Genomic DNA, 25,901 nt, shown 5'->3' on the forward strand with positions numbered 1-25,901 from the left:
AGCAGTTCATGACAGCAGCAGGTGGGCCGCCGCCAGGCGCCAGCGGTTACTCGGGCCCGGGCGGGCAAACCGGCCCGGCTCACGAAGCGCCGACGGGCGGTGGCAACGGACTGGCCGCCGAGGTGCAGACCCTGGAACGGGCCATCTTCGAGGTCAAGCGCATCATCGTCGGCCAGGACCAGCTGGTGGAGCGCATGCTGGTCGGCCTGTTGTCCAAGGGACACGTGCTGCTCGAGGGTGTTCCCGGCGTGGCCAAGACGCTGGCCGTCGAGACGTTCGCCAAGGTGGTCGGCGGGACGTTCGCGCGCATCCAGTTCACGCCCGACCTGGTGCCCACCGACATCATCGGTACCCGCATCTACCGGCAGGGCAAGGAAGAGTTCGACACCGAGCTCGGCCCGGTGGTGGTCAACTTCCTGCTCGCCGACGAGATCAACCGCGCGCCGGCCAAGGTGCAGTCGGCGCTGCTGGAGGTCATGCAGGAGCGGCACGTCTCGATCGGCGGCAAGACGTTCCCGCTGCCCAACCCGTTCCTGGTGATGGCGACGCAGAACCCGATCGAGCACGAGGGTGTCTACCCGCTGCCCGAAGCTCAGCGCGACCGGTTCCTGTTCAAGATCAACGTCGGCTACCCGTCGCCGGAGGAGGAGCGGGAGATCATCTACCGGATGGGCGTGCGCCCGCCGGAGCCCAAGCAGATCCTGAACACCGGCGACCTGTTGCGCCTGCAGGACATCGCGGCCAACGTCTTCGTCCACCACGCGCTGGTCGACTACGTGGTGCGCGTGGTGACCGCCACCCGCCACCCCGAACAGCTCGGCATGAACGACGTCAAGACGTGGATCTCGTTCGGGGCGTCGCCCCGCGCCTCGCTGGGCATCATCGCCGCGTCCCGGTCGCTGGCGCTGGTCCGCGGCCGTGACTACGTGATCCCGCAGGACGTCGTGGACGTCATCCCCGACGTGCTGCGCCACCGGCTGGTGCTCACCTACGACGCGCTGGCCGACGAGATCTCACCGGAGATCGTCATCAACCGGGTGCTGCAGACGGTTGCCCTGCCTCAGGTGAATGCCGTTCCGCAGCAAGGTCATTCGGTGCCCCCGGTGATGCAACCCGCCGGCGCGGCCAGCGGTCGGTGACCGACCCCAAGCGGCCGGCGGTCCATCCGCCGTCGATGCAGCGGGGTCAGATCGACGACCCGAAGCTGTCGGCGGCGCTGCGCACCCTCGAGCTCACCGTCAAACGCAAGCTCGACGGTGTGCTGCACGGCGATCACCTCGGCCTGATCCCGGGGCCGGGCTCGGAGCCGGGGGAGTCGCGCGAGTATCAGCCCGGTGACGACGTCCGCCGGATGGACTGGGCCGTCACCGCGCGCACCACGCACCCGCACGTGCGGCAGATGATCGCCGACCGCGAGCTGGAAACCTGGCTGGTGGTCGACATGTCGGCCAGCCTGGACTTCGGCACCACCGTGTGCGAGAAGCGCGACCTGGCCGTCGCGGCCGCGGCAGCCATCACCTTCCTCAACAGCGGGGGCGGCAACCGGCTGGGCGCGATCGTCTCCACCGGCGCCAACATCACCCGGGTACCGGCCCGCTCCGGTCGGCAGCACGAGCAGACGCTGCTGCGCACCATCGCCACCACGCCCCGGGCCCCGGTCGGGGTGCGCGGTGACCTGGCGACGGCGATCGACTCGCTGCGCCGGCCGGAACGCCGCCGCGGCATGGCGGTCATCATCAGCGACTTCCTCGGGCCGATCAACTGGATGCGCCCGCTGCGGGCCGTCGCCGCCCGGCACGAGGTGCTGGCCATCGAGGTGCTGGACCCGCGCGACGTCGAGCTGCCCGACATCGGCGACGTGGTGCTGCAGGACGCCGAGTCCGGCGTCACCCGCGAATTCACCATCGACGCTCAGCTGCGCGACGATTTCGCCAAGGCCGCCGCGGCGCACCGTGCCGACGTGGCTCGCACCATCCGCAGCTGCGGGGCCCCGATCCTGACGCTGCGCACCGACCGTGACTGGATCGCCGACATCGTGCGCTTTGTCGAATCCCGCCGGCGCGGTGCATTGGCAGGGCGGCAGTGACACTGCCGCTACTCGGCCCAATGTCGTTGTCGGGCTTTGAACATTCGTGGTTCTTTCTTTTCCTGCTTGTCGTCGTCGGGCTGGCCGCGCTCTACATCCTGATGCAGTTGGCGCGGCAGCGGCGCATGCTGCGGTTCGCCAACATGGAGCTGCTGGAAAGCGTCGCCCCCAAACGGCCACCCAAGTGGCGTCACCTGCCCGCGATTCTGCTCATCGCGTCGCTGGTGCTGTTCACCATCGCGATGGCGGGCCCGACGAACGACGTCCGGATTCCCCGCAACCGCGCGGTGGTGATGCTGGTCATCGACGTCTCGCAATCCATGCGCGCCACCGACGTGCAGCCGACCCGGATGGCGGCCGCCCAGGAGGCCGCCAAGCAGTTCGCCGACGAGCTGACCCCGGGCATCAACCTCGGGCTGATCGCCTACGCGGGGACCGCGACGGTGTTGGTGTCGCCGACGACCAACCGCGAATCGACCAAGACCGCGCTGGACAAGCTGCAGTACGCCGACCGCACCGCGACCGGGGAGGGCATCTTCACCGCCCTGCAGGCCATCGCGACGGTCGGCGCGGTGATCGGCGGCGGCGACAAGCCGCCGCCGGCGCGCATCGTGCTGTTCTCCGATGGCAAGGAGACGATGCCAACCAACCCGGACAACCCGAAGGGTGCCTTCACCGCCGCGCGCACCGCCAAGGACCAGGGCGTGCCGATCTCGACCATCTCGTTCGGCACCCCGTACGGCTTCGTCGAGATCAACGACCAGCGCCAGCCGGTGCCCGTCGACGACGCGACGCTGAAGAAGGTCGCCCAGCTCTCAGGTGGAAACGCCTACAACGCAGCGTCGTTGGAGGAACTGAAGTCCGTGTACGCGACGCTGCAGCAGCAGATCGGCTACGAGACCATCAAGGGCGATGCCAGCGTGGGCTGGGTGCGGCTGGGTGCGCTGGTGCTGGCGCTGGCCGCGCTGGCGGCGTTGCTGATCAACCGGCGCCTACCGACCTAGCGTTCGGCCGTCAGCCGGCGGCGATGATTGCCGAGGGCGGGTAGGACGCGGGGATCGGATTGAGGTTCGGCACCACGGGCACGCCCGGCGCCACCGGGTCGACGCGGCTGAGCGTGAAGCGCGCCCCGCCGGCCAGCTCCTGCGGCGTGCACATGAACTCCGGGGTGGCCTGCAGCCGCCAGCGTTCCTGCGCCAGGCAGGCGCGCTGTCCGTCCCGGGTGGCGGCGTCGAGGAGCGCGAGCGCGTCGGCCCAGGATTCGTCGGTGCGGGTCTGCAGCACGATCGGCTTACCGTGGGCGTGCGCGACCAGGTAGTGGAGCGCGATGGGCACACCCGTCAGCTCGTCGCGGTCCCGGCGCAAGGAGACCGTGGTGAGCGCGAGCGCCACCCCGACCGCCAGGCTGACGGCCGCGACGCCGGCCGGCAGGCGCCGGGCTACCGGCTCCGGCCGTGACATCGCCAGCACCACCAGCGCCGACGAGCCCAGGATCAGCAAAGCCAGCGGCAACGCGTAGGAGAAGACGCCGATGTACGACTGCCAGAGATGGTCCACGCCGTACCAGCAGTAGAAGGCGAACAGCGCGGTGGCCAAGGCGGTGACCCGAAGCAGCCGGCGGGAGAAGTCATACACCGCCTCGTCGACGCCGGGATGTGACAGCTTGCGGACCAGCGCCAGATCCGCCGCGAACAGCGCCACCAGGAACATCGCGCCGAGGGCGGGGCCCGGGCCCCAGAACTGGACGAGGAACCGCGCGGCCGCGACCGGTGGGTTCGGGGCGCGATGGCCGTAGGCCAGGTACTGCGGAATCTCGCCCGGCCAGTGCAGGATCACGTTGAGCACCATCGGAAGCAGGAACAACGCCAGCACCGCCGCGGCGACCAGCACGTCGCGGCGGTGGGCGAGCAACTGGCGCCGCTGGGGCACCAGCGCCGCCAGCGCAAGCAGGGGCACCAGCAGCAGGAATTCCGCGTGCCCGTGCACCAGCAGGCCGCCGGCGAGCACCATGATCCACAGGTGGCGCACCCGTCCGGCCGCCACCGACGCGACCGCGACGAGGTAGAGGAAGAAGGGCGCGAAGCAGGCGTGCGGCATCCAGGTGGAGCACACCAGCTGGGGGTGTTCGGCGAGGAAGATCAGGGTGATGCCGGCCGCGGTGAGCACTGCCGGTGCCGAGCGCACCCACGAATAGAGGATGGTCAGCGCGAGTGCGATCAGCGTCGCGTTGAGGGCCATGATCGCGATCGCCTGCCCGTTGTAGGCCGCCGGAACGACACCGGTCACGTCGTGCAGCAACCATTCGCCGGCCGCCTGCACGTAGAAGAAAGCCGGACCGGGATGGTGGAAACCGACCCTGGAGTAGTGACCGGTCAGCAGGGCGAAATGCTTGGCTTGCATGGTGAGAATCGAGTTGGCCGCCGGATCTCCAGCCTCGTAGACGGGATGGCCGAACAGCCCGTGGTTGCGTACCAGCAGCAAGACGAGCAGAGCGCCGCAGCAAACGGCGAAGAGCGCCGCGGCTCGGGCGTCGATCCTGAAGAGACGGGTCGGGGCAGCGGCCATGAGGCTCAGATACTAGGCGAGCCGCCTCGGGTTCGCGCGTTGCGTTCGCGCTGAGCCGATTGCAGCGCTGGCTGGCCGAGGCGATAAGTTGGCCGGGTGACTGAAGCAGCCACCGAACCCGCCGCCAACGGCGTCAAACCGGCATTCGTATCCCGTTCAGTCCTGGTCACCGGCGGAAACCGGGGGATCGGGCTGGCGATCGCACAGCGGCTGGCCGCCGACGGCCACAAGGTGGCCATCACGCACCGCGGATCCGGGGCGCCCGAGGGACTGTTCGGCGTCGAGTGCGACGTGACCGACAACGACGCCATCGACCGCGCCTTCAAAGAGGTCGAAGAGCACCAGGGCCCGGTCGAGGTGCTGGTGTCCAACGCCGGCATCTCCAAGGACGCATTCCTCATCCGGATGACCGAGGAGCGGTTCGAGCAGGTCATCAACGCCAACCTCACCGGGGCGTTCCGGGTGACCCAGCGCGCCGCGCGCAGCATGCAGAAGAAGCGGTTCGGCCGGATCATCTACATCGGCTCGGTCTCCGGCAGCTGGGGCATCGGCAACCAGTCCAACTACGCTGCGGCCAAGGCCGGTCTGATCGGCATGGCCCGTTCGATCTCGCGGGAGCTGTCCAAGGCCGGGGTGACCGCGAACGTGGTGGCCCCCGGCTACATCGACACCGAGATGACGCGCGCGCTCGACGAGCGGATTCAGGCCGGGGCGCTGGAATTCATTCCGGCGAAGCGGGTCGGCACCGCCGCGGAGGTCGCCGGGGTGGTCAGCTTCCTGGCCTCCGAGGACGCGAGTTACATCGCCGGTGCGGTCATCCCGGTCGACGGCGGCATGGGCATGGGCCACTGACTTCAACCACGACACAAGGATATTGAGGACGGACATGGCAGGACTGCTCGACGGCAAACGGATTCTGATCTCCGGGATCATCACCGATTCGTCGATTGCGTTTCACATCGCCAAGGCGGCCCAGGAGGCGGGTGCGCAGTTGGTGCTCACCGGGTTCGACCGGTTGCGCCTGATTCAGCGCATCGCCGACCGGCTGCCGGAGAAGGCGCCGCTGATCGAACTCGACGTGCAAAACGAGGAGCACCTGAACTCGCTCGCCGAGCGGGTGACGGCCGAGATCGGCGAAGGCAACAAGCTCGACGGTGTGGTGCACTCGATCGGTTTCATGCCGCAGACCGGGATGGGCATCAACCCGTTCTTCGACGCGCCGTACGAGGACGTCTCCAAAGGCATTCACATCTCGGCGTATTCGTACGCCTCGCTGGCCAAGGCGACGCTGCCGATCATGAACCCCGGCGGCTCCATCGTGGGCATGGACTTCGACCCCAGCCGGGCGATGCCGGCCTACAACTGGATGACGGTGGCCAAGAGCGCGCTCGAATCGGTCAACCGATTCGTGGCGCGCGAGGCGGGCAAGTCCGGTGTGCGCTCCAATCTCGTTGCCGCGGGCCCCATCCGGACGCTGGCCATGAGCGCCATCGTCGGCGGCGCGCACGGCGAAGAGGCCGGCGCGCAGATGCAGCTGCTCGAAGAGGGCTGGGACCAGCGCGCTCCCATCGGCTGGAACATGAAGGACCCGACGCCGGTCGCCAAGACGGTGTGCGCGTTGCTCTCGGACTGGCTGCCGGCGACGACGGGGACCATCATCTACGCCGACGGTGGCGCAAGCACGCAATTGCTCTAACGCATAATGGAATTCGACGCCGTCCTGCTGCTGTCCTTCGGTGGGCCGGAAGGCCCCGAGCAGGTTCGGCCGTTCTTGGAGAACGTCACCCGGGGCCGCAACGTGCCCCCGGAGCGTCTCGACCACGTCGCCGAGCATTACATGCACTTCGGCGGGGTGTCGCCGATCAACCGGATCAACCTGGCGCTGATCGAGCAGTTGCGCGCCGAGCTCGAAGGCCGCGGCCTTCGCCTGCCGGTCTACTTCGGCAACCGCAACTGGGAACCCTACGTCGAAGACACCGTCGCGACGATGCGGGACAACGGGATTCGTCGGGCCGCGGTATTCACCACATCGGCATGGAGCGGCTATTCCAGCTGCACGCAGTACGTCGAGGACATCGCGCGGGCGCGCGAGGCGGCCGGGCCGGATGCGCCCGAATTGGTCAAGCTGCGGCCCTATTTCGATCACCCGCGGTTCGTGCAGATCTTCGCCGACACCATCGGTGCGGCGTCGGGAGCGCTGACCGCCGAACAACAGGCCGGCGCGCGTCTGGTGTTCACCGCGCATTCCATCCCGGTGGCCGCCGACGACCGGCTGGGCCCGCAGCTCTACAGCCGCCAAGTCGCCTATGCCGCAAGCCTTGTGGCGGCCGCCGCCGGATATTCCGAGTACGACCTGGCGTGGCAGTCCCGGTCGGGGCCACCCCAGGTTCCGTGGCTGGAGCCCGACGTCGCCGACCACCTAACTGCCCTGGCGCAGGGCGGTACCGAGGCCGTCATCGTCTGCCCGATCGGGTTTGTGGCCGACCACATCGAGGTGGTGTGGGACCTCGACAACGAGTTGGCGGCCCAGGCGGAGGCGGCGGGCGTGGCCATGGTCCGGGCCTCGACGCCCAACGCCCACCCGCGATTCGCGCAACTGGCCGCCGACCTGATCGACGAACTGCGCTATGGCCGGACACCCGAGAGGGTGGCCGGGCCGGACCCGGTGCCGGGCTGCCTGGCCAGCGTCAACGGAGCGCCGTGTCGCCCGCCGCACTGCGCGGCCGGCACCGGCCCAGGGTTTTAGTCGCCCCAGGCGGAATGCAGGATCGCGGTCACGGCCGCCATCCGCGCCGAACGCACCACGGCGGTCAGCGGTCGCAACGCATCGCTGGCGATGCGCGCCTCAGACGATGACTGCGTTCCCAGCGGTTCCGGGCCCGCGGCGACGGGAGCGGTGAAACGGTCCGGAGAGTCGGACCGGCTCAGCCCCGCGCTGACCGCGATGATGGCGTCGACGTGCGCGGCGTTCTCCAGCACCCGCAGTGCGCGCGTCGGCGCGTGGTCGGGAATGCGGTGTTGCCGTGCGGATTCCAGTAGCTGCTCGACCATCCCACGTGGGTCGTCCACGTCGGAGGCCGCGGCTCCCAGCCCGATCGCGCCCAGCGCGTCGGCGGCCGAGCGCACGGCCGACCGCAGCGTGTACTCGGCGTCGCCGAGTTCGTAATGGTCGAGCACGGGCGCGCCGGGCAGCGAGTACACCGTCCACGTCAGCGCGCACAGCTCCGCCAGCCGTGTCTCGTAGTCGTCGGGCGCGTCCTCGTCGTCCTCGTAGGAGAATTCGGGCACCAGGCCGACGGCGGCGGCGGGGTTGCGGGGATTTGCGATGATGACCGCCTCGCCGGCGGCCAGGGCGTCCCGCTCGAACTGCGTTCCGGGGGCCAGCCCGCGCACGTCGCCGGGCACCGGCAAAACCACGTTGATCGTGCCACGCATCAACCCGAGCGCATCCGGCGTCGACGTCGGCCGGCCGATCGCGGCACGCAATGTCTGCAGCAACGTGACCGTGCCGGCGTCGTGCACGTCGGGCCAGGGCAGCCCGGTGTGGCCCGCGGCGACGGCATCATACGCGGTCACCGATTGCTTTGGCGCCCAAACGGATAACGCGTCCAGGACGTCGTCGGGCGCGGCCTTTCCGGCGAGCCAGGCATTGGCCCACAGGGAGAGCGAAACACTGGGACACCACACGATCACGCAGTGTAGTTGTTTTGCCCGGGCAAAGACGGATCACGCGTATTCTTGCCGCATGCACGCCGCGCTGCTTTGGCTAATATTCGCGCTGGTGCTGGCCGGTTCGGAGGCACTCACCGGCCATTTGTTTTTGGTGATGCTCGGTGGGGGCGCACTGGCCGCCTCGCTAACCAGTTGGCTGACCGACTGGCCGGTGTGGGCGAACGGCGCGGTGTTCCTGGTCGTCTCGGTGCTGCTGCTGGTGCTGGTTCGCCCGCCGCTGAAGCGACGGCTGACGCCAGCCGGGCTGCCGCGCTTGGGAATCGAGGCGCTGCAGGGCAAAACCGCGCTGGTGCTCGAGCGGGTCGCACGCGACGAGGGCCAGGTGAAACTCGACGGCCAGGTATGGACGGCGCGCCCGCTCAACGACGGCGAGGTCTACGAACCCGGCGAGCCGGTCACCGTCATGCAGATCGACGGTGCCACCGCGGTGGTTTTCAGGAGCAGTCTGTAGCGGCGGCGAGAACCGCTGCGAAGGAAAGGAAGTCCGATGCAAGGTGCGGTTGCTGGTTTGGTGCTGCTGGCCGTCTTGGTGATCTTCGCCATGGTCGTGGTGGCGAAGTCGGTGGCGCTGATACCTCAGGCAGAGGCGGCGGTGATCGAACGGCTGGGACGGTATAGCCGAACGGTCAGCGGGCAGCTGACGCTGTTGGTGCCGTTCATCGATCGGGTTCGCGCCCGGGTGGATCTGCGCGAGCGGGTGGTGTCGTTCCCGCCGCAGCCGGTGATCACCGAGGATAACCTGACCCTCAACATCGACACGGTGGTCTACTTCCAGGTCACCGTGCCTCAGGCGGCCGTCTACGAGATCAGCAACTACATCGTCGGCGTGGAGCAGCTCACCACCACCACGCTGCGCAACGTCGTCGGCGGCATGACGCTCGAGCAGACGCTGACGTCGCGCGACCAGATCAACGGGCAGCTGCGCGGCGTGCTCGACGAGGCGACCGGCCGCTGGGGGTTGCGGGTGGCCCGGGTCGAATTGCGCAGCATCGACCCGCCGCCGTCGATCCAGGCATCGATGGAGAAGCAGATGAAGGCCGACCGCGAGAAGCGGGCGATGATCCTGACCGCCGAAGGTATGCGCGAGGCGGCGATCAAGGAGGCGGAGGGCCAGAAGCAGGCGCAGATCCTGGCCGCCGAGGGCGCCAAGCAGGCCGCGATCCTGGCCGCCGAGGCCGACCGGCAGTCCCGGATGCTGCGCGCCCAGGGTGAACGCGCCGCGGCGTACCTGCAGGCGCAGGGCCAGGCCAAGGCGATCGAGAAGACGTTCGCCGCCATCAAGGCCGGCCGGCCCACCCCCGAAATGCTGGCCTACCAGTATCTGCAGACGCTGCCGGAGATGGCGCGCGGCGACGCCAACAAGGTGTGGGTGGTGCCCAGCGACTTCAACGCGGCGTTGCAGGGATTCACCAAGCTGTTGGGAACCCCGGGCCAGGACGGCGTGTTCCGCTTCCAGCCCTCACCCGTCGACGACGCGCCCAAGCACAGCGCCGACGACGATGCCGACGTCGCCGACTGGTTCTCCACCGAAACCGACCCCGTCATCGCGCAGGCGGTGGCCAAGGCGGAGGCGATCGCCCGCCAGCCTGCGGACGGCCCGGCGGGGGAGCTGACTCCCTAGGATTGGTGCATGAGTGTGTTGACTTCCCCGAGGACCTACACGGCGCTCGGCGTCTTCCACGCCGTCGACGCGGTGGCGTGCGGCGTCCAGGTGGCCCCGATCAAGAAGGTCCTCGATGACGTGGGCGTCCCGGAGAACATCCGGCCCGTGCTGCCAGCGGTGAAGGCGGCCGCCGCGCTCGGTTTGCTGTCGGTCCACCGCATTCCGGCGCTGGCGCGGGTGACGACGGCGATGCTGACGTTGTACTTCGTGCTGGCGGTCGGCGCGCACGTTCGGGTGCGCGACAAGGTCGTCAACGGCCTTCCGGCCGCGTTGTTTTTGGCGCTGGTCGCCGCGATGACGGTCAAGGGACCGGACCAGGACTAGTCCAGGCGCAACTCGACCAGCGGCAGCGGGGTATCGGTGTCGGTGATCGGGACGCCGAGCGTCTGCTCCAGCACCGGTCGCATCCGCTCCCACGCCTTGGGGTGACGGGTTCGGTAGGCGGCCAGGGTGCGATCGGCTTCCGGTGTGGTCAGCACCTTTGCGACGGCGGTTCTGGGCGCGTGGCTGCCGGCGTAGACCCGCACCCGGGGGTTGGCTTCAATGTTGCGGAACCACTGGGCTTTTCGGCCGAAGCCCGACGCGACGACGTAGGCGTCGGGCGCTGAGTGGTCGACGACTTCCAGCGCCGCGTAGCGCGGCAGTCCCGACTTGCGGCCGACGTGCTCGAGCAACAGGACGCGCGAGCCGAACAGCGCGCCCGCGCGGGCTTTGTAGATCCAGATCGGCGCGCGCATGAGGCGGCGCGACCGCAGCAGTCGTGCGGCCAGGTTGGCGACGCCGGTGGGAAACCGGCGGGCTCCGCTGTTGTCCGATGTCATGCGGCCCTCCACGGTCGTCGGGGTATCCGCGACGGTACTGGGCCGACGCCTGTCGCCGTCACGATCCCTGAAATCGTGACGGCGACAGGCTCGGTTGTCAGGGATGCGGCGTGGGGGACGCCGGTGTCGGCGCGGGTGGTGTCGGGATTCCCTCGCCCGGGGGCGGCGGCCAGAAGCCACGCTGAGGCCCCGGCGGCCCGGGCGGCGGCGCGAATCCGAAACCGCCCGGCATCGGCCCGCCCATCGGAGGCGGCGGGGGACCGTGGAACGGCGCCGCCGCGAACCCCGGCGGCGGCCCGGGAGGCGGCGGCGGGGGCGGCCCGACGCTGACGATCCAGGCGAAGGCGATCGCCGCGACGGTGCCGACCGCGCCGAGCAGCACGCCCGCCACTCCGGCGCCGATCACCACGCCGGTGGGGTGACGGCGGCGCTCGGGCGCTTGGTAGGCGACCGGCGCCGGCGCGGGTTGATTGGTGTTGATGTCGTCGTTCGTGGTCATGTCACGGACGTTAAGAGCCGGGTCTGAAGTGGATCTGAAGAATCGGCTACCCGGCGGACGGACCTCATCCGTCACGGTGGTCACCGGCGGAGGCAAACACACCTTTTGCCCGCCTTCGAGCGACAACGCGGGGATGACGTCTGGGACCCGCCCGCTTCAGGTTCATCTCAGAACCGGTGCTGACAATGGGGGTATGACGGATTGCCCACGTGCCGGCGGCGACTTCAGCGTCGGCACGCCTCGGGTGCTGGTCGTCGAAGACTCCGAGACCATCCGGGAGATGGTCAGCGAGGCGCTCGCCGATGTCGGCTATCACACCGACGCCCGCTGCGACGGCGACGGCCTGGAAGAGGCCCTCGACGGGATGCGGCCCGACCTGGTGGTGCTCGACGTGATGCTGCCCGGGCGCGACGGGTTCGAGCTGATCGACGTCATCCGCGAATGGGGCGATACGGGGATCGTCCTGATCACGGCGCGCGATGGGCTGCCCGATCGGTTGCGCGGGCTCGACGGCGGCGCCGACGACTACGTCATCAAGCCGTTCGAGCTGGCCGAACTGGTGTCGCGCGTCGGCGCGGTGCTGCGCCGTCGCGGCCGGCTGTCGGAGGTGATTCAGGTGGGCGACGTCACCCTGGACCTGGGCGCCGGCGTGGCCGCGCGCGGCGGACACCGGCTGGATCTGACCGCGACCGAGCTGCGCGTGCTGGCTTTCCTGGTTGAGCAGCGCGGCCGGATCGTCAGCGCGGGCCAGATCCTGAACGGGGTGTGGGGCTACGACGCCTACGACCCCAACCTGGTGCAGGTCCATGTCAGCGGGCTGCGGCGCAAGCTCGAGGCGCACGGGCCGCGGATCCTGCACACCGTGCGCGGCATCGGCTACCGCCTGCAGGCCGCGCGGTCATGACGGCCGCGTCGACGACGCCGACGCCGTCGCTGCAACGTCGCGTGACGCTGGTGGTGCTGGCGCTGCTGGCCGTGCTGCTGGTGGTGCTCGGAGTCACCATCGACATCACGATGGGTGTTCTCGCCCACCGCAATCTGCACGATCGGCTGCTGGCCGCGACCTCGCGCGCCGACGCGTTGAGCGCCGCGCATACCTCACCCGATCTGCTCGCCGCCGAGCTCAACGGCGGCGGCATCCGGGCGCTCGTGATCACGGCCGACGGTACCGCGTACGGCGACCGCGGGATCAGTCCCGAGCTGAGCGACGGGCAGGTCGAACCGCCACCGTTCTACCCGCCGCCGCCCCCATACCCACCGCCGCCTTATCCACCACCGCCACCTCCGCCGTATCCGCCACCGCCGTACCCACTTCCGCCGCCGCCCGGCCCTCCGCCGAATGCCACCGCGACGGCCATCGTGCACCCGCTGCCGGATGGCGGCCGGGTGATCCTCGTCGCCGACACCACGCAGACCACGCAGGTGGCGCATCAGTTGCGCGGCTTGATGATCGGGGCGGGTCTGGTGACCCTGCTGCTCGCGGCGCTGCTGCTCATCGCGGTCAGCCGGGCGGCGCTGCGTCCGCTGGATCGGCTCACGGCGCTGGCCAACGCCATCACCACCGGGGACCGCGGCCGGCGGCTTCGCCCGGATCGTACGGACACCGAACTCGGCCGCGCCGCAAGCGCTTTCGACGGCATGCTGGATGCACTGGAACTGTCCGAGCACCGCGCCCGGCACGCCGCCGACACAGCGCAGCGCGCGGAGACGGCGACCCGGCGGTTTCTCGTCGACGCCGCCCACGAGTTGCGCACCCCGATCGCCGGCATTCAGGTCGCCGCCGAGCAGGTCGCGCACAGCGCCTCCGAACACCGTGACGACGGGCAATACCGCCGGGCGAGCCTGTTGCTCTCCGACGCTCGCCGCGCCGGACGACTCGTCTCCGACATGCTGGACCTGAGCCGCATCGACGCCGGGCTCGCGCTCGAGCTGCACGACGTGGACGTGGCCGCCGTGCTCGACGGCGAGGTCGACAGAGCTGCGATGCTGGCACCACAGGTTAGCGTCACCCGCACCGGTTTAAGCACACTGCATCTCGACGCCGACGCGACCCGTCTGTCGCAGATCGTGTCCAACCTGCTCGACAACGCCCGCCGGTACACGCCGGCCGGCGGAGCCATCGCCGTCGACCTTCAGGCTCCCGAGGGCCTGGCGGAGATCACCATCACGGACACCGGTCCGGGCATCCCGGATGACCAGCGGGACAACATCTTCGAGCGGTTGGTGCGCCTGGACGCCGGCCGCGCCCGTGATCACGGCGGCGCCGGGCTGGGGCTGGCGATCGCGCGGGCGCTGGCCCGTGCCCACGGCGGCGAACTGGCGTGCCTGCCGCACCAGGGCGGCGCACAATTCCGGCTCACGCTGCCGCTGCGCGCATGAGGCCTCGCGGTGGCCGCCCTTCTGGGGCGGCCACCGCTAGGCACGGCTAGCGCACGGCCGGCATCAGAACCCCGGCGGTGGCGGACGGAACGGTCCACCGGGACCGCCGGGCGGTGGCGGTGCGAGCGGTCCGCCCGGCGGCGGGGGCGGTCCGCCTGGCCCGCCCGGTCCGCCCGGCCCTGGTCCCCAGGGTTGCCCTGGTCCCGGCGGTGGTGGCGGCGGATCCGCGCTGGCCACCGCGGAGCCAAATCCGGCCGCGGCCACCCCGAGGCTACCCGCGATCAACGAACCAGCGATTAGTTGCTTGATCTTCACTGGGCCCATCCATCCTCTCTGTCGACGGTTTCTTCATCCGGTCGGCGCGAAATCGTGCTGCTCGCACCGCGTTTACCGGTCACGCCGCCCCAAGGTGAGCCGGGGCGATGCCGCGACGGTAGGAAGTCAGCCTGAAGCCGACCTGAAGATGCAGGGAGCCCCTTAGTGAGAGCCCGTCAGCGCGGGGAAGCCGGCGCGGTCACGGCCGTCAGGTGCCACTTGTCCAGCCAGGGCCGCACCAACTCGGCGACGGAGAATTTCGCCCGCGCCGCGCACCCGGCTTTGGGGGTGTAGGGGTCGCCGCCGCGGATGAGGATGCCGACGGCGCTGACGGTGCCGTCCTTTTCGTACAGATACACCGGGCCACCCGAATCACCGCACTGGCCGCTCGCCAGGAACACGACCTTGCTGCCGGTGATCTGCACGATCTGTCCGCAGGCATCCGCGCCGGAGCCCATGCCGAACTTGCACAGCTGCTGGCCGAGCCCCAGGTTGCTGGCGACACCGCTGACCGGCAACGACGAGGCGATCGCCGAGGACTGGGGAACGTTGTCGCCGTCCAGCGTGATCAGGCCGATGTCGTGCTGTTCGTCGTGGACTCCCTCGCTGACCGTCTCGCTGAACGTGCCCAGCGTCGCGTAGGGCAAAACACCGCCCAGGTTCATCGTCACCTTGCTGCGTTCCCCGGGGCGGTTGCAGTGCCCGGCGGTGAGGATCCCGGTCCTGCCGCTGCTGGTGTGCACCAAAAACCCTGCGGTACAGCCCATTCCGCCGGAACCGTCAGCGTAATCGACATAGATCCCGGCGCCCGGGCCCGCGGCGCTGGCGAAGGGCAGATCGATCGGTGCCACGACCCGCGGCGGCGGCGCCGGTTGCTGCGCCGGAGTGGCGGTCTCGGGGAACAAGCAGATGGCCGTCACCAGGGCGGCGATGCTGCACACCACCGCAAGGCTGAGCAACGAGGTGTGGATCTTGGCGCGGCGTGGCTGCACGGCCAAGCGGGCGAACAGGTTCCACTTCGGCTTGCGACGCCGCTCGCCCGGACCCGACAGGAAGCCCATCACGGCGAGCACCGCCAACGCCAGGGCGCTCAGCGGCAGCGCGAAGGCACGAGCTGGCGAGTACGGCGTCCCCCAGCTCGCGACCTCCATCGCGTACACCTCTCCATTAGACCGGGGTTTGGCGCACCGCGCGGCGGTCTGAACGAAGTTGGTGATCAGCTGATGGCGGCCGGTTCGGGGGAGTGCTCGTCGTCGGGGTGACGGTGCTTGCGGCGGTGGTGCCGACGGAAGTGATGGATCTCGATGATCAGCCCCGTCAGTCCCAGCGCGCTCGTGACCGCCGACACCAGGTACAGCAGCGCGCTGATGTGACCGGCGAGCGCATCGCCGAGAACCACCACGGCGGTGGTGCCGGGCAGCAACCCGACCAGCGTCGCCACCCCGTAGGGCAGCACCCGCACGCTCGACGCGCCCGCGGCGTAGTTGAGCGCGGAGAACGGCACCGCGGGAATCAGCCGCAGCGAGACGATGGCCAGCCAGCCCCGTTGTCGCAGGCGCTCTTCCACGGTGTCGATGGATCGGTGGCGCACCAGGCGGTTCAGCCGCCACCCGGCCGCGCGCACCAACAGCATGGCGATCATGGCGCTCGCGGTGCTGGCGACCACCGCGATGGCGACGCCCAGCAGCGGGCCGAACAGCAGTCCGGCCGCCAGTGTGAACGCCGTGCGCGGAATGGGCACCACCGTCACGACGATGTGGGCGACCAAGAACGCCAGCGGAAACCACGGCCCGACGGACTGCGCCCAGTCGCGCATCTGCACCGGTGAGGGCAGCGGCAGCCACGACGCCAGGACCGCCAGCGCTGTGATGCCCACCACTGTCCAGACGATCCGCGACCGGGACACGCCTCGCGCGGCGACGCCGATGGCGCAGCCGAGATCGCGGAGCGTCTCGGTGATTTTGCTGGTGGCGGAACCCGTCACGTCTTCCTAGGGTACGGGGCGCAGATGAATTAGCCGTTTCCCGAGGCTGGCGTTTCATCGGGAATCGGGCCCGCTCGCCGCACCTGGCGGTTTTTAGCGACGAGCGGTCATCAATTAGCCTCAATAGCTAAGTGGTATCCCCAGAGCTGTAGCCCAAATGCTGGGAAAAGGGAGCAATCGGTGTCCATTGATGTACCCGAGCTCGACGACCTAGAACAGGTTCGCGGGCGTTGGCGCAGTGCGGTCGCCGGAGTGCTGGCTAAAAGCACCCGGAAGGACCCCGAGCAGTTGGGCGACGCGCCCGAGCGGCTGCTGGAAACCCCGACGTATGACGGGATTGCGGTCCGCGCGCTCTACACCGCGCTCGACGAACTGCCGGAACCGCCGCTGCCGGGCGAGTGGCCTTTTGTGCGCGGCGGCGACGCGCTGCGCGACGTCAAGTCCGGCTGGAAGGTCGCCGAGGCCTTCCCGTCCACCCCGGTGCCCGGTGTTGCGGCCAAGGACGTCAATTCCGCGGTGCTGGACGCGCTGGGCAACGGGGCCAGCGCGGTGGTCCTGCGGATCGGGGAGTCGGGCGTGGCGCCCGACCAGCTCGCGGACACGCTCGAGGGCGTCTACCTGAGCATGGCGCCGCTGATCCTCGAGGCTGGTGCCGATTACCCGGCGGCCAGCGACGCGGTGCTGGCGGTGGCGGACGGCGTGGAACCCGACCAGCGCGCCACGCTGTCGATCGACCTGGGCGGCGACCCGCTGAGCGCGGCGCTGAGCGAGCGGCCCGCGCCGAAGATCGAGGACGTGGTCGCGGCGGCCAAGCGGGCCGCCGGGCGCACGGGCGTGCGCGCGATCACCGTCGACGGGCCCGCGTTCCACAACCTCGGTGCCAACGCGACGTGGGAGCTGACGGCCAGCGTCGCGGCCGCGGTGAGTTACCTGCGGGTGCTCACCGAATCGGGGTTGCCGATCGGCCAGGCGTTGCGGCAGATCAGTTTCCGGTTCGCCGCCGACGACGACCAGTTCATGACGATCGCCAAGTTCCGTGCGGCGCGCAACCTGTGGGCGCGGGTCGCCGAGGTCGTCGGCGACCCGGATGCCGGCGCGGCGGTGATCCATGCCGAGACGTCGCTGCCGATGATGACCCAGCGCGACCCGTGGGTGAACATGCTGCGCTGCACGCTGGCCGCCTTCGGCGCCGGCGTCGGTGGCGCCGATTCCCTGCTGGTGTTCCCGTTCGACGTCGCGATCCGGGGCGGATTCCCGGACATCGCAACGAGTTTCGCCCGCCGCATCGCCCGCAACACGCAGCTGCTGCTTCTCGAAGAGTCGCACGTGGGCCGCGTGTTGGACCCGGCCGGTGGCTCGTGGTTCGTCGAAGATCTCACCCACCGCCTGGCCGAGCAGGCCTGGGAACAGTTCCAGGCCATCGAGAAGCACGGCGGATTCACACAAGCCCGCGACTTCATCGCCGGGCAGATCGCCGAGGTGGCCGCCCGCCGCACCGACGACATCGCGCACCGCAAAACCGCGATCACCGGGGTCAACGAATTCCCGAACCTCACCGAAGCGTTGCTGCCGCAAAGCGACTCGACGTATTCGCCGCTCGCCGCCGGGAAACTGGTTCGGTACGCCGCGGAGTTCGAGGCGCTGCGGGACCGGTCGGACGCCTACCTGGCCCGCACCGGCTCCCGTCCGCAGGTGCTGTTGCTGCCGCTGGGGCCGTTGGCCGAGAACAACATCCGTGCCACGTTCGCCTCGAACCTGCTGGCGTCCGGCGGCATCGAGGCGATCAACCCCGGAACGGTCGACGCCGACGGCATCGCGTCGGCGGTGGCCGACGCGGGGTCACCGTCGGCGGCGGTCATCTGCGGCACCGACAAGCGCTACCAGGATGAGGCGTCGGGCGTCGTGCAGGCGGCCCGCGACGCCGGAATCGCGCGGGTCTATCTGGCCGGCCCCGACAAGGCCGTGGCCGACGCCGAGCACCAACCGGACCAATTCCTGACCGCGAAAATCAATGCGGTCGAAGCTTTATCGGATCTCCTCACGAGGCTGGGGGCATAGACACGATGACGACCACTGCACCCGCTGTCGGCAGTTTCGCCGATGTGCCGCTGCACAGCGAGCGGACCATTGCGCCGGCGACCGAAGCCGCCGTCGACGAACACGTGGCCGCGGCCGCGGCCGCGCACCTGTACACACCCGACCAATTGCAATGGCAGACACCGGAAGACATCGACGTCAAACCGGTCTACATCGGTGCGGATCGCGCGGCCGTCGAAGCAGACGGATACCCGCTGCACAGTTTCCCCGGCGAACCGCCGTTCGTGCGCGGGCCCTACCCGACGATGTATGTCAACCAGCCGTGGACCATTCGGCAGTACGCCGGCTTCTCCACCGCCGCGGAGTCCAACGCCTTCTATCGGCGCAACCTGGCCGCGGGCCAGAAGGGACTGTCGGTGGCCTTCGACCTGGCCACCCACCGCGGCTACGACTCCGATCACCCACGCGTGCAGGGCGACGTCGGAATGGCCGGTGTGGCAATCGACTCCATCCTCGACATGCGCCAACTGTTCGACGGCATCGACCTGTCGACGGTCTCGGTGTCGATGACGATGAACGGCGCGGTGCTGCCGATCCTGGCGCTGTACGTGGTCGCCGCCGAGGAGCAGGGCGTTCCGCCGGAGAAGCTGGCCGGCACCATTCAGAACGACATCCTCAAAGAGTTCATGGTGCGCAACACCTACATCTATCCGCCCAAGCCGTCGATGCGCATCATCTCCGACATCTTCGCCTACACCAGCGCGAAGATGCCGAAGTTCAACTCCATCTCGATCTCCGGCTATCACATCCAGGAAGCCGGTGCCACAGCCGATTTGGAGCTGGCCTACACGCTGGCCGACGGGGTCGACTACATCAAGGCCGGCCTGGACGCCGAGCTGGACATCGACAAGTTCGCGCCGCGGCTGTCCTTCTTCTGGGGCATCGGGATGAACTTCTTCATGGAGGTCGCCAAGCTGCGGGCGGGCCGGCTGTTATGGAGCGAGCTGGTCTCCCAGTTCAAACCGAAGAACGCCAAATCGCTGTCGCTGCGCACACATTCGCAGACGTCCGGCTGGTCGCTGACGGCGCAGGACGCCTTCAACAACGTCGCGCGCACCTGCATCGAGGCTATGGCCGCCACGCAGGGGCACACGCAGTCGCTGCACACCAACGCGCTCGACGAGGCGCTGGCATTGCCCACTGACTTCTCGGCTCGCATCGCCCGCAACACCCAGCTGGTGCTGCAACAGGAGTCGGGCACCACGCGGCCGATCGACCCGTGGGCGGGCTCGTACTACGTCGAATGGCTGACGCACCACCTCGCTCAAAAGGCCCGCGCGCACATCGCCGAGGTCGCCGAGCACGGCGGCATGGCGCAGGCCATCAGTGACGGCATCCCCAAGCTGCGCATCGAGGAGGCCGCCGCACGTACCCAGGCCCGCATCGACTCCGGGATCCAGCCGGTGATCGGGATCAACAAGTACCAGGTCGAAGAGGACCAGGAGGTCGAGGTCCTCAAGGTCGAGAACAGCCGGGTGCGCGCCGAGCAGTTGGCCAAGCTGAAGGAGCTGCGGGAAAGCCGCGACCAGTCGGCGGTGGACGCGGCGCTGGCGGAACTGTCGCGTGCCGCGGCCGCCCACGGCCGCGCCGGTGAGGACGGGCTGGGCAACAACCTGCTCGCGCTGGCCATCGACGCGGCCCGCCACAAGGCCACCGTCGGCGAGATCTCCGACGCGCTGGAGAAGGTGTATGGCCGTCACCAGGCGGAGATCCGTACTATCGCCGGGGTCTACCGCGACGAAGCTGGAAAGGCCGGAAACATGGCAACCGCGACCGAACTCGTCGAGAAGTTCGCGGAAGCCGACGGCCGCCGCCCCAGGATTTTGGTCGCGAAGATGGGCCAGGACGGCCACGACCGCGGGCAGAAGGTGATCGCAACGGCGTTCGCCGACATCGGATTCGACGTCGACGTCGGGTCGTTGTTCTCCACGCCCGAGGAGGTGGCCCGCCAGGCCGCCGACAACGACGTGCACGTGGTCGGGGTGTCCTCGCTGGCCGCCGGCCACCTGACACTGGTGCCCGCGCTGCGCGAGGCGATGGCTGAAGTGGGGCGGCCCGACATCATGATCGTGGTCGGCGGCGTCATTCCGCCGGGCGACTTCGACGAGCTGTACGAAGCCGGGGCCGCCGCCATCTTCCCGCCCGGGACGGTGATCGCCGACGCCGCAATCGGCTTGCTGCACAAGCTCGCCGGGCGGCTGGGTTACACGCTCGACTAAATGGCTTCCCAACGGAACGACTCCGTCGAGGATTTGGCCCAGGCGGTCCGCAACGGCGACCGCGCGGCGTTGCCGCGGGCCATCACGCTGCTGGAGTCCACCCGCGCCGACCATCGCGAGAAGGCGCAGCGGCTGCTGCTGGAGCTGACGCCGGACTCGGGTAACGCGTATCGGGTCGGCATCACCGGGATCCCGGGGGTGGGGAAGTCCACCAGCATCGAGGCCCTCGGCATGCATCTGATCGAGCTGGGCCATCGGGTGGCGGTGCTGGCCGTCGACCCGTCGTCGACGCGCACCGGCGGCTCGATCCTGGGCGACAAGACCCGGATGGCCCGCCTGGCAATGCATCCGGATGCATACATCCGGCCCTCACCCACCTCGGGCACCCTCGGCGGGGTGGCCAAGGCGACCCGCGAAACGGCGGTGCTGTTGGAGGCGGCCGGCTTCGACGTGATCCTGATCGAGACGGTCGGGGTCGGTCAGTCCGAGGTGACGGTGGCCAACATGGTCGACACTTTCGTGCTGCTCACCCTGGCCCGCGGGGGAGATCAGCTGCAGGGCATCAAAAAGGGTGTGCTGGAGCTGGCCGACATCGTCGTGGTGAACAAGGCCGACGGTGATCATCTCGCCGAGGCTCGGTCGGCCGCGCGCGAGCTGTCCGGTGCGATCCGGCTGATACATCCGCGCGAAACACTCTGGCGGCCGCCCGTTCTCACGATGAGCGCGGCCGAAGGGACTGGCCTCGAGGAATTGTGGGACACCGTCGAACGTCATCGGCAAATCCTCAGCGAGGCTGGGGAGCTCGAGGCGCGTCGCCGGGCCCAGCTGGTCGACTGGACATGGCAGATGGTGCGCGACACGGTGCTGGACCGGCTGTTGTCCAGCCCGGCGGTGCGCAAGATCCGCGCAGACGTGGAGCGAAAGGTCAAGGCGGGGGAGCTAACTCCCGCGCTGGCGGCCGAGCAAATATTGACGGCCGCGTCGGGCTAACGGATAGGTAAATAATCGAGATTTCGCTCCTGCGGGGCGTGTAATCGAAGTAAATTCAAAGTGTGACGGTGGATACCCGAGTCGATCGCCGCGCGGTCCGTGTCCACGATGACCTTGACGCAGGTCACCGTGTGTCCGGCGCGGCGGACTCACACTTCGGTTGCGTCGTTCGTAGTTTCGCCAGCATGTTCCCGGCCCGCCGGTTCGGCGGCGGGGCGCTGGCCGTTTATGTCGACGGCCAGCCCGTCGTCGATGTCTGGGCGGGTTGGGCCGACCGGGCTGGTCAGCGGCCGTGGACGGAAAACACCGCGCCCATGGTGTTTTCGGCGACCAAGGGAATGGCCGCCACCGTCATCCATCGCCTTGTCGACCGGGGGCTGATCGACTACGAGGCGCCCGTCGCCGAGTACTGGCGCGAGTTCGCGGCCAACGGCAAGGCCGACATGACTGTGCGGCAGGTGATGCGGCACCAGGCCGGCCTATCGGGCCTGCGCGGCGCCACCAAGGAAGAACTGCTCGATCACGTTGTGATGGAGCAGAAGCTGGCCGCGGCGGCTCCGGGGCGGCTGATGGGCAAATCGGCGTATCACGCGCTGACGTTTGGCTGGCTGATGTCGGGTCTCGGTCGGGCCGTCACCGGTAAGGGCATGGGCACGCTGATCCGCGAGGAGCTCGCCGAGCCGCTGGACACCGACGGCCTGCACCTCGGCCGGCCGCCGGTGGAGGCGCCGACGCGGGTCGCCGAGATCATCTGCCCGCAGCACCTGATCGGCAACCCGGTCGTCGGCTATGTGACCCGCAAGGTCGCCAACGAGATGTCCGGGGCATACCGGTCGATGTACTTCAAGGGTTTGGTCGGCGCCGTCCAGGGTGACATTCCGTTGCTGGACGCGGAGATCCCGTCCGCCAACGGCGTAGCCACGGCGCGCGGGCTGGCGCGCATGTACGGCGCCATCGCCAACGGCGGCGAGGTCGACGGCATCCGATTCCTCTCCCGTGATCTGGTCGCCGGCCTGACCGGTGAGCGCAGTCTGCGGCCGGACCGAAACATCTTTGTGCCGTTGGCTTTTCACCTGGGTTATCACACGCTGCCTATCGGCAGTGTGATGCCGGGCTTCGGCCACGTCGGCATGGGAGGTTCGGTCGGTTGGGCCGATCCCGCCTCGGGGGTGGCGTTCTCGTTGGTGCACAACCGGCTGCTGACGCCCCTGGTGATGTCCGATCATGCGGCGTTCGTGGGCATCTACGCGCTGATCCGCAGGGCCGCGGAGAGGGCACGCAAGCGCGGGTTCCGCCCGGTCACCGAGTTCGGGGCGCCGTTCTACGAGCCGGGAGCCGTCGCCGGCTGACGGCGGGCGGCGCCCACACTCGCCGTCTCGACCCCGGGGTCGGTAAAATAACCACTATGCTTAATTCGGTGACCGGATTCGAATAGGCGAGTTGGTTGCCCTCGCGCGGGTGATTTGCGGCCGATGTACTCTGTCCGGATGTTTGCCCCGTCCATTTCCGTGCATTCTCGCGGCGTTGCCGCAGAATGCCGGGTGGTGGTCTGCGCTGTGGGGGCGCGCTGATGGCCGGGCGGCGATATTGGCATCCAGGAAAGCGGCAAACTCAGTTCGCCTGGTTGAACGCATCGGAACCCCCAGATGAGCGCGCATGCAGAAGTATCCGGCCCCGACTCGACAGCCAACCGCCGGCTGAAGCGGCCGAGGACGTCAAGTCCGAGGCTCGCGCAGGTATTCGACACACGGAATAACGCGCTCAACGCCTGGCGATTGGTGCTGGCCTCCGGCGTCATCCTGCAACACTCCTGGCCTCTTACCGGTCGTAAGGTGCACCCCCCGTACGACCAGCTGTTCACCCAGATTTGGGTGGACGGATTCTTCGCGATCTCGGGATTCCTCATCGCGGCGAGCTGGGTGCGCAACCCGCGGCTCCGCGAGTACTTCGTCGCGCGCGTTCTGCGCATCCTTCCGGGGCTGTGGGTCTGCCTGGCCGTGGTGGCCTTCGTCATCGCCCCGATCGGGGTAGCGATCCAAGGGGGGTCGGCCGTCAGGTTGCTGCTGTCTCCCGCGCCGATCACCTACGTGCTGAACAACGCCGTGCTGAACGTGTACCACGCGGGAATCGATGGAACGCCGAAGAATGTTCCGTTCCCCGGTGTGTGGGACGGCGTCCTGTGGACCCTGATATTCGAATTGTTGTGCTACGTCGCCATTGCCGTTGCCGGAGTGGCCGGACTGCTCAAACGTCGGTGGCCGGCGGTGGTGGTGTTCACGCTTCTTCTCGTCATCTCGGCACTGGTTTCGTATCCGGTCGAGGTGCAGACAATCATCCAGATGATCGGGCGGTTCGCACTGGTGTTTGCGGCAGGAACACTGCTGCATCAGTTTCAGGACAAGATTCCCGCCCGCTGGTCACTGGTGGCGATCAGCGCCGTGATCGTGGTGGTGGCCGGTTTGCTGGTGCCCAACTACCGGATACTCGCCGCGCTTCCGCTGGCCTACGCCGTCGTCGTCTCAGGCGCACTGATCCACCACAAGCGCCTGCGGTTGCGCACCGACCTTTCCTACGGCGTCTACATCTACGCGTGGCCGATGCAGCAGTTGCTGGTCATCTGCGGGCTGGCCTTCTTGCAACCGCCGGCGTTCGCGGTCGTCGCCGCCATCGCCACCCTCCCGCTGGCGGCGCTCAGCTGGTTCCTGGTGGAAAAGCGCGCGCTGTCGCTCAAGTCGCGGTTCAAGCGCCGAGCGCGCGGATGGGGTGACGCGGGCGTCGGCGCACCGCCGGCGGTGGAAGCCGTAACGGCCGAGTAGGTCACTGAAAGTTCCGCGCCGCATCACCGCTCGACGTCCCACCGGGCGGTCTCCGCGACGGTGCTAGGGGCGCCGGCCTCCCACCTTTGCCGCGGATCCGGTAATCCCGCAAACAATGCACAACCCTCAATCTCACCTTTATGCGGAGACATGGGAAAAGCACCGGATTCACGATCTTTGGCCTGTAATCGACGTTGCCGAGGGTGCGACTTTGGACCGGCAGTGGCGTTGCCGAGCGAGTAATTGAACACCGCCCGGGAAATTGCAAAGTCATGCATAATGGCCCGAGATCCCGGGGGCCCGCCAGAGCGAACTGAAAGGTATGGGTTCTGCGATGACGCCTGCCCCGACGAGCCAAACCCTCGAAAATGCCGATCTGCCGGCGCACCCCGCCCACTCCGGAACCACTGTCCGTCCCGTCGCGCTGTTCGTGCTGGGCATGGCCCGGTCGGGGACGTCCGCGCTGACCCGCGTCCTGTCGCTGTGCGGGAGCACCCTCCCGGCCGGGATGTGCGGCGCCGACGGGAACAACCCACGCGGTTATTGGGAGCCACGCGCGGCCATCATGCTCAACGAGACGATCCTGCGTCGCCACGCCAGCAACTGGTACGACCCGACGATGCGGCTGCAAGAGGAGCTCGCGTTCGGCGCCGAGGAAAAAGCCTCGTGTATCGGGGAGATCGCCGCCTACCTGGGCACGCTGCCGGCGGCACCCCTGGTGGTGATCAAGGAGCCGCGGATAACCGCGCTCTCCGAACTCTGGTTCGAGGCGGCGCGCCAGGTCGGGTTCGACGTCGCCGCGGTGATCGCGCTGCGTCACCCCCAAGAGGTCGTCGCGTCGGCGGCGAAGTATGTCCAAACCTCGCCGGAGCTCTCCAGCGCCCTGTGGCTCAAATACAACCTGCTGGCCGAGCGGCACACCCGCGGGATGCCGCGGGTGTTCGTCGACTACGCCAACCTGCTGGACGACTGGCACCGAGAGATGAAGCGCATTGCCACGACGCTCGCAATCGACCTGGACACCGCGGAGGAGAGCGCGATCGAGGAGTTCCTCACTCCCGATCTTCGTCGCCAGAGGTACTGCGGCCCGGTGGCTGACCATTTCGGCAGCGACTGGATCTCGGCGGTCTACGAGGCGCTGCGCGGGGCCGCGCAGGACGGTCCCCTGCACGTGTCGACATTGGACCGTGTTTTCGAGTCGTATCAGGCCAGCGAGCGTGATTTCCGCATGGCCTTCACGGAATTTCACACGCGAACCAACAGTGTGGTCCGCCGGGTGTTCAGGCCGTTCATCGTCAGGCCGATCCTCGAGGTCGCCGCGATGATGCATCGGCGCAGGGGAGCCTGGGCCTAGGCGGCGTCGCGCTGGTCAGCGCACCAAAAACTTGGTCTCCGGCGTGATTGGCGCACGGCAGCTGAGGTTGTTTGTTAGAGTAACCATGCTGCGTTCGCGGGAATGCACAGCCGATCTGTCGAAGGCTGCCGCATAAGTCTGCGGATATGGCTCACCGGGCTCGCGGATCCAATTCGCAGCGGGCATAACAACCGATGCCGTCCTGGCGATCCGCAGTTGTCATCCAAAAGTTAAGTAAACAAAACGGATTCGTAAAAATGGTGTCCTGATCCTTCCTGCCCGGCTATAGTCCTTGGCGGGCGCAATGATCCGATGAAGCTGACCCGGGGGGCGAAGTTGACGGTCGCAAGTCAGGCCTGACTCCGCATGAGGAGTTCGGTA

At 68.5% G+C, this 25,901-nt stretch carries 22 protein-coding genes and 1 pseudogene; 17 read left to right on the forward strand and 6 right to left on the reverse strand.

All coding sequences use genetic code 11. The features are described 5' to 3' along the window. The first annotated feature begins 8 nt into the window (after positions 1-8). From moxR1 to A5732_RS21375, 3 genes are read left to right on the forward strand one after another with little or no spacing between them, the layout of a single operon-like run. The gene (gene moxR1, locus A5732_RS21365; protein ID WP_064950166.1) at positions 9-1,139 is read left to right on the forward strand and encodes a chaperone MoxR1; all 1,131 of its coding nucleotides are present in this window, start codon (positions 9-11) and stop codon (positions 1,137-1,139) included. Next, positions 1,136-2,086 carry a DUF58 domain-containing protein gene (locus A5732_RS21370; protein ID WP_076053124.1) on the forward strand — a complete coding sequence of 317 codons (951 nt, stop codon included), beginning with the start codon at positions 1,136-1,138 and terminating at the stop codon, positions 2,084-2,086. Before moxR1 ends, A5732_RS21370 begins: the two co-directional genes overlap by 4 nt. Continuing rightward, complete coding sequence (locus A5732_RS21375; RefSeq protein WP_064950164.1) at positions 2,083-3,090, forward strand: VWA domain-containing protein; 1,008 nt, start codon at positions 2,083-2,085, stop codon at positions 3,088-3,090. Before A5732_RS21370 ends, A5732_RS21375 begins: the two co-directional genes overlap by 4 nt. 10 nt (positions 3,091-3,100) lie before the next feature. On the opposite strand, the gene A5732_RS21380 is transcribed toward A5732_RS21375, so the two are convergent. Then, complete coding sequence (locus A5732_RS21380; protein ID WP_076103226.1) at positions 3,101-4,651, reverse strand: hypothetical protein; 1,551 nt, start codon at positions 4,649-4,651, stop codon at positions 3,101-3,103. Between the two features lie 96 nt (positions 4,652-4,747). On the opposite strand from A5732_RS21380, the gene fabG1 reads away from it, so the two are divergent. The 3 genes from fabG1 to A5732_RS21395 are packed head-to-tail and all read left to right on the forward strand — an operon-like array spanning position 4,748 to position 7,397. Then, positions 4,748-5,503, forward strand: a complete 756-nt coding sequence (gene fabG1 / locus A5732_RS21385; RefSeq protein ID WP_064950162.1) for a 3-oxoacyl-ACP reductase FabG1 — start codon at positions 4,748-4,750, stop codon at positions 5,501-5,503. 34 nt (positions 5,504-5,537) lie between these two features. Continuing rightward, positions 5,538-6,347: an NADH-dependent enoyl-ACP reductase InhA gene (gene inhA, locus A5732_RS21390; RefSeq protein WP_076103227.1), complete on the forward strand. Its 810-nt coding sequence runs from the start codon at positions 5,538-5,540 to the stop codon at positions 6,345-6,347. Between the two features lie 6 nt (positions 6,348-6,353). Next, positions 6,354-7,397, forward strand: coding sequence for a ferrochelatase (locus A5732_RS21395; protein ID WP_076103228.1), 1,044 nt, complete (start codon positions 6,354-6,356; stop codon positions 7,395-7,397). Here A5732_RS21395 and A5732_RS21400 read toward each other — a convergent pair. Then, entirely contained in the window at positions 7,394-8,338 is a 945-nt protein-coding gene (locus A5732_RS21400; protein ID WP_076103265.1) for a hypothetical protein, read from the reverse strand. The genes A5732_RS21395 and A5732_RS21400 overlap by 4 nt on opposite strands. 58 nt (positions 8,339-8,396) lie before the next feature. Here A5732_RS21400 and A5732_RS21405 point away from each other — a divergent pair, with 58 nt between their 5' ends. From A5732_RS21405 to A5732_RS21415, 3 genes are read left to right on the forward strand one after another with little or no spacing between them, the layout of a single operon-like run. Further along, a complete protein-coding gene (locus A5732_RS21405; protein ID WP_064950159.1) occupies positions 8,397-8,834 on the forward strand; it encodes an NfeD family protein in 438 nt (145 codons plus the stop codon). A gap of 36 nt (positions 8,835-8,870) precedes the next feature. After that, complete coding sequence (locus A5732_RS21410) at positions 8,871-10,004, forward strand: SPFH domain-containing protein (protein WP_064950158.1); 1,134 nt, start codon at positions 8,871-8,873, stop codon at positions 10,002-10,004. A gap of 9 nt (positions 10,005-10,013) precedes the next feature. Next, complete coding sequence (locus tag A5732_RS21415; RefSeq protein WP_076103229.1) at positions 10,014-10,370, forward strand: DoxX family protein; 357 nt, start codon at positions 10,014-10,016, stop codon at positions 10,368-10,370. On the opposite strand, the gene A5732_RS21420 is transcribed toward A5732_RS21415, so the two are convergent. Both A5732_RS21420 and A5732_RS21425 read right to left on the reverse strand, forming a co-directional pair. Continuing rightward, a complete protein-coding gene (locus A5732_RS21420) occupies positions 10,367-10,783 on the reverse strand; it encodes a nitroreductase family deazaflavin-dependent oxidoreductase (RefSeq protein ID WP_142256654.1) in 417 nt (138 codons plus the stop codon). The genes A5732_RS21415 and A5732_RS21420 overlap by 4 nt on opposite strands. Before the next feature lie 181 nt (positions 10,784-10,964). Beyond that, positions 10,965-11,366, reverse strand: a complete 402-nt coding sequence (locus A5732_RS21425; protein WP_076103230.1) for a hypothetical protein — start codon at positions 11,364-11,366, stop codon at positions 10,965-10,967. 193 nt (positions 11,367-11,559) lie between these two features. Between A5732_RS21425 and A5732_RS21430 the strand changes: the two genes are divergently transcribed. Further along, positions 11,560-12,270: a response regulator transcription factor gene (locus tag A5732_RS21430; protein ID WP_076103231.1), complete on the forward strand. Its 711-nt coding sequence runs from the start codon at positions 11,560-11,562 to the stop codon at positions 12,268-12,270. Continuing rightward, positions 12,267-13,745 (forward strand): sensor histidine kinase, encoded by a 1,479-nt coding sequence (locus tag A5732_RS21435; protein ID WP_076103232.1) that lies wholly within the window; start codon positions 12,267-12,269, stop codon positions 13,743-13,745. The genes A5732_RS21430 and A5732_RS21435 overlap by 4 nt, the downstream gene beginning before the upstream one ends. Before the next feature lie 491 nt (positions 13,746-14,236). Here A5732_RS21435 and A5732_RS21445 read toward each other — a convergent pair whose 3' ends face one another. After that, positions 14,237-15,211 (reverse strand): endopeptidase, encoded by a 975-nt coding sequence (locus tag A5732_RS21445; RefSeq protein ID WP_076103267.1) that lies wholly within the window; start codon positions 15,209-15,211, stop codon positions 14,237-14,239. Positions 15,212-15,276: 65 nt separating this feature from the next. After that, positions 15,277-16,044: a TVP38/TMEM64 family protein gene (locus tag A5732_RS21450; protein ID WP_076051624.1), complete on the reverse strand. Its 768-nt coding sequence runs from the start codon at positions 16,042-16,044 to the stop codon at positions 15,277-15,279. A gap of 180 nt (positions 16,045-16,224) precedes the next feature. Here A5732_RS21450 and mutA point away from each other — a divergent pair, with 180 nt between their 5' ends. From mutA to A5732_RS21480, 6 genes and pseudogenes are all read left to right on the forward strand, one after another. Next, a complete protein-coding gene (mutA, locus tag A5732_RS21455; RefSeq protein WP_076103234.1) occupies positions 16,225-18,102 on the forward strand; it encodes a methylmalonyl-CoA mutase small subunit in 1,878 nt (625 codons plus the stop codon). 5 nt (positions 18,103-18,107) lie between these two features. After that, positions 18,108-20,360, forward strand: a complete 2,253-nt coding sequence (gene scpA / locus A5732_RS21460; protein WP_076103235.1) for a methylmalonyl-CoA mutase — start codon at positions 18,108-18,110, stop codon at positions 20,358-20,360. Beyond that, positions 20,361-21,361, forward strand: a pseudogene (meaB, locus tag A5732_RS21465) (methylmalonyl Co-A mutase-associated GTPase MeaB). A gap of 51 nt (positions 21,362-21,412) precedes the next feature. Beyond that, positions 21,413-22,699, forward strand: a complete 1,287-nt coding sequence (locus A5732_RS21470) for a serine hydrolase domain-containing protein (RefSeq protein WP_076103236.1) — start codon at positions 21,413-21,415, stop codon at positions 22,697-22,699. 297 nt (positions 22,700-22,996) lie between these two features. After that, positions 22,997-24,166 carry an acyltransferase family protein gene (locus A5732_RS21475; RefSeq protein WP_076103237.1) on the forward strand — a complete coding sequence of 390 codons (1,170 nt, stop codon included), beginning with the start codon at positions 22,997-22,999 and terminating at the stop codon, positions 24,164-24,166. 439 nt (positions 24,167-24,605) lie between these two features. After that, positions 24,606-25,520 (forward strand): sulfotransferase family protein, encoded by a 915-nt coding sequence (locus tag A5732_RS21480; RefSeq protein ID WP_076051627.1) that lies wholly within the window; start codon positions 24,606-24,608, stop codon positions 25,518-25,520. The last annotated feature ends 381 nt before the right edge of the window (positions 25,521-25,901 follow it).

The organism is Mycobacterium colombiense, assembly GCF_001953985.1.
Lineage (GTDB): Bacteria > Actinomycetota > Actinomycetes > Mycobacteriales > Mycobacteriaceae > Mycobacterium > Mycobacterium colombiense_B.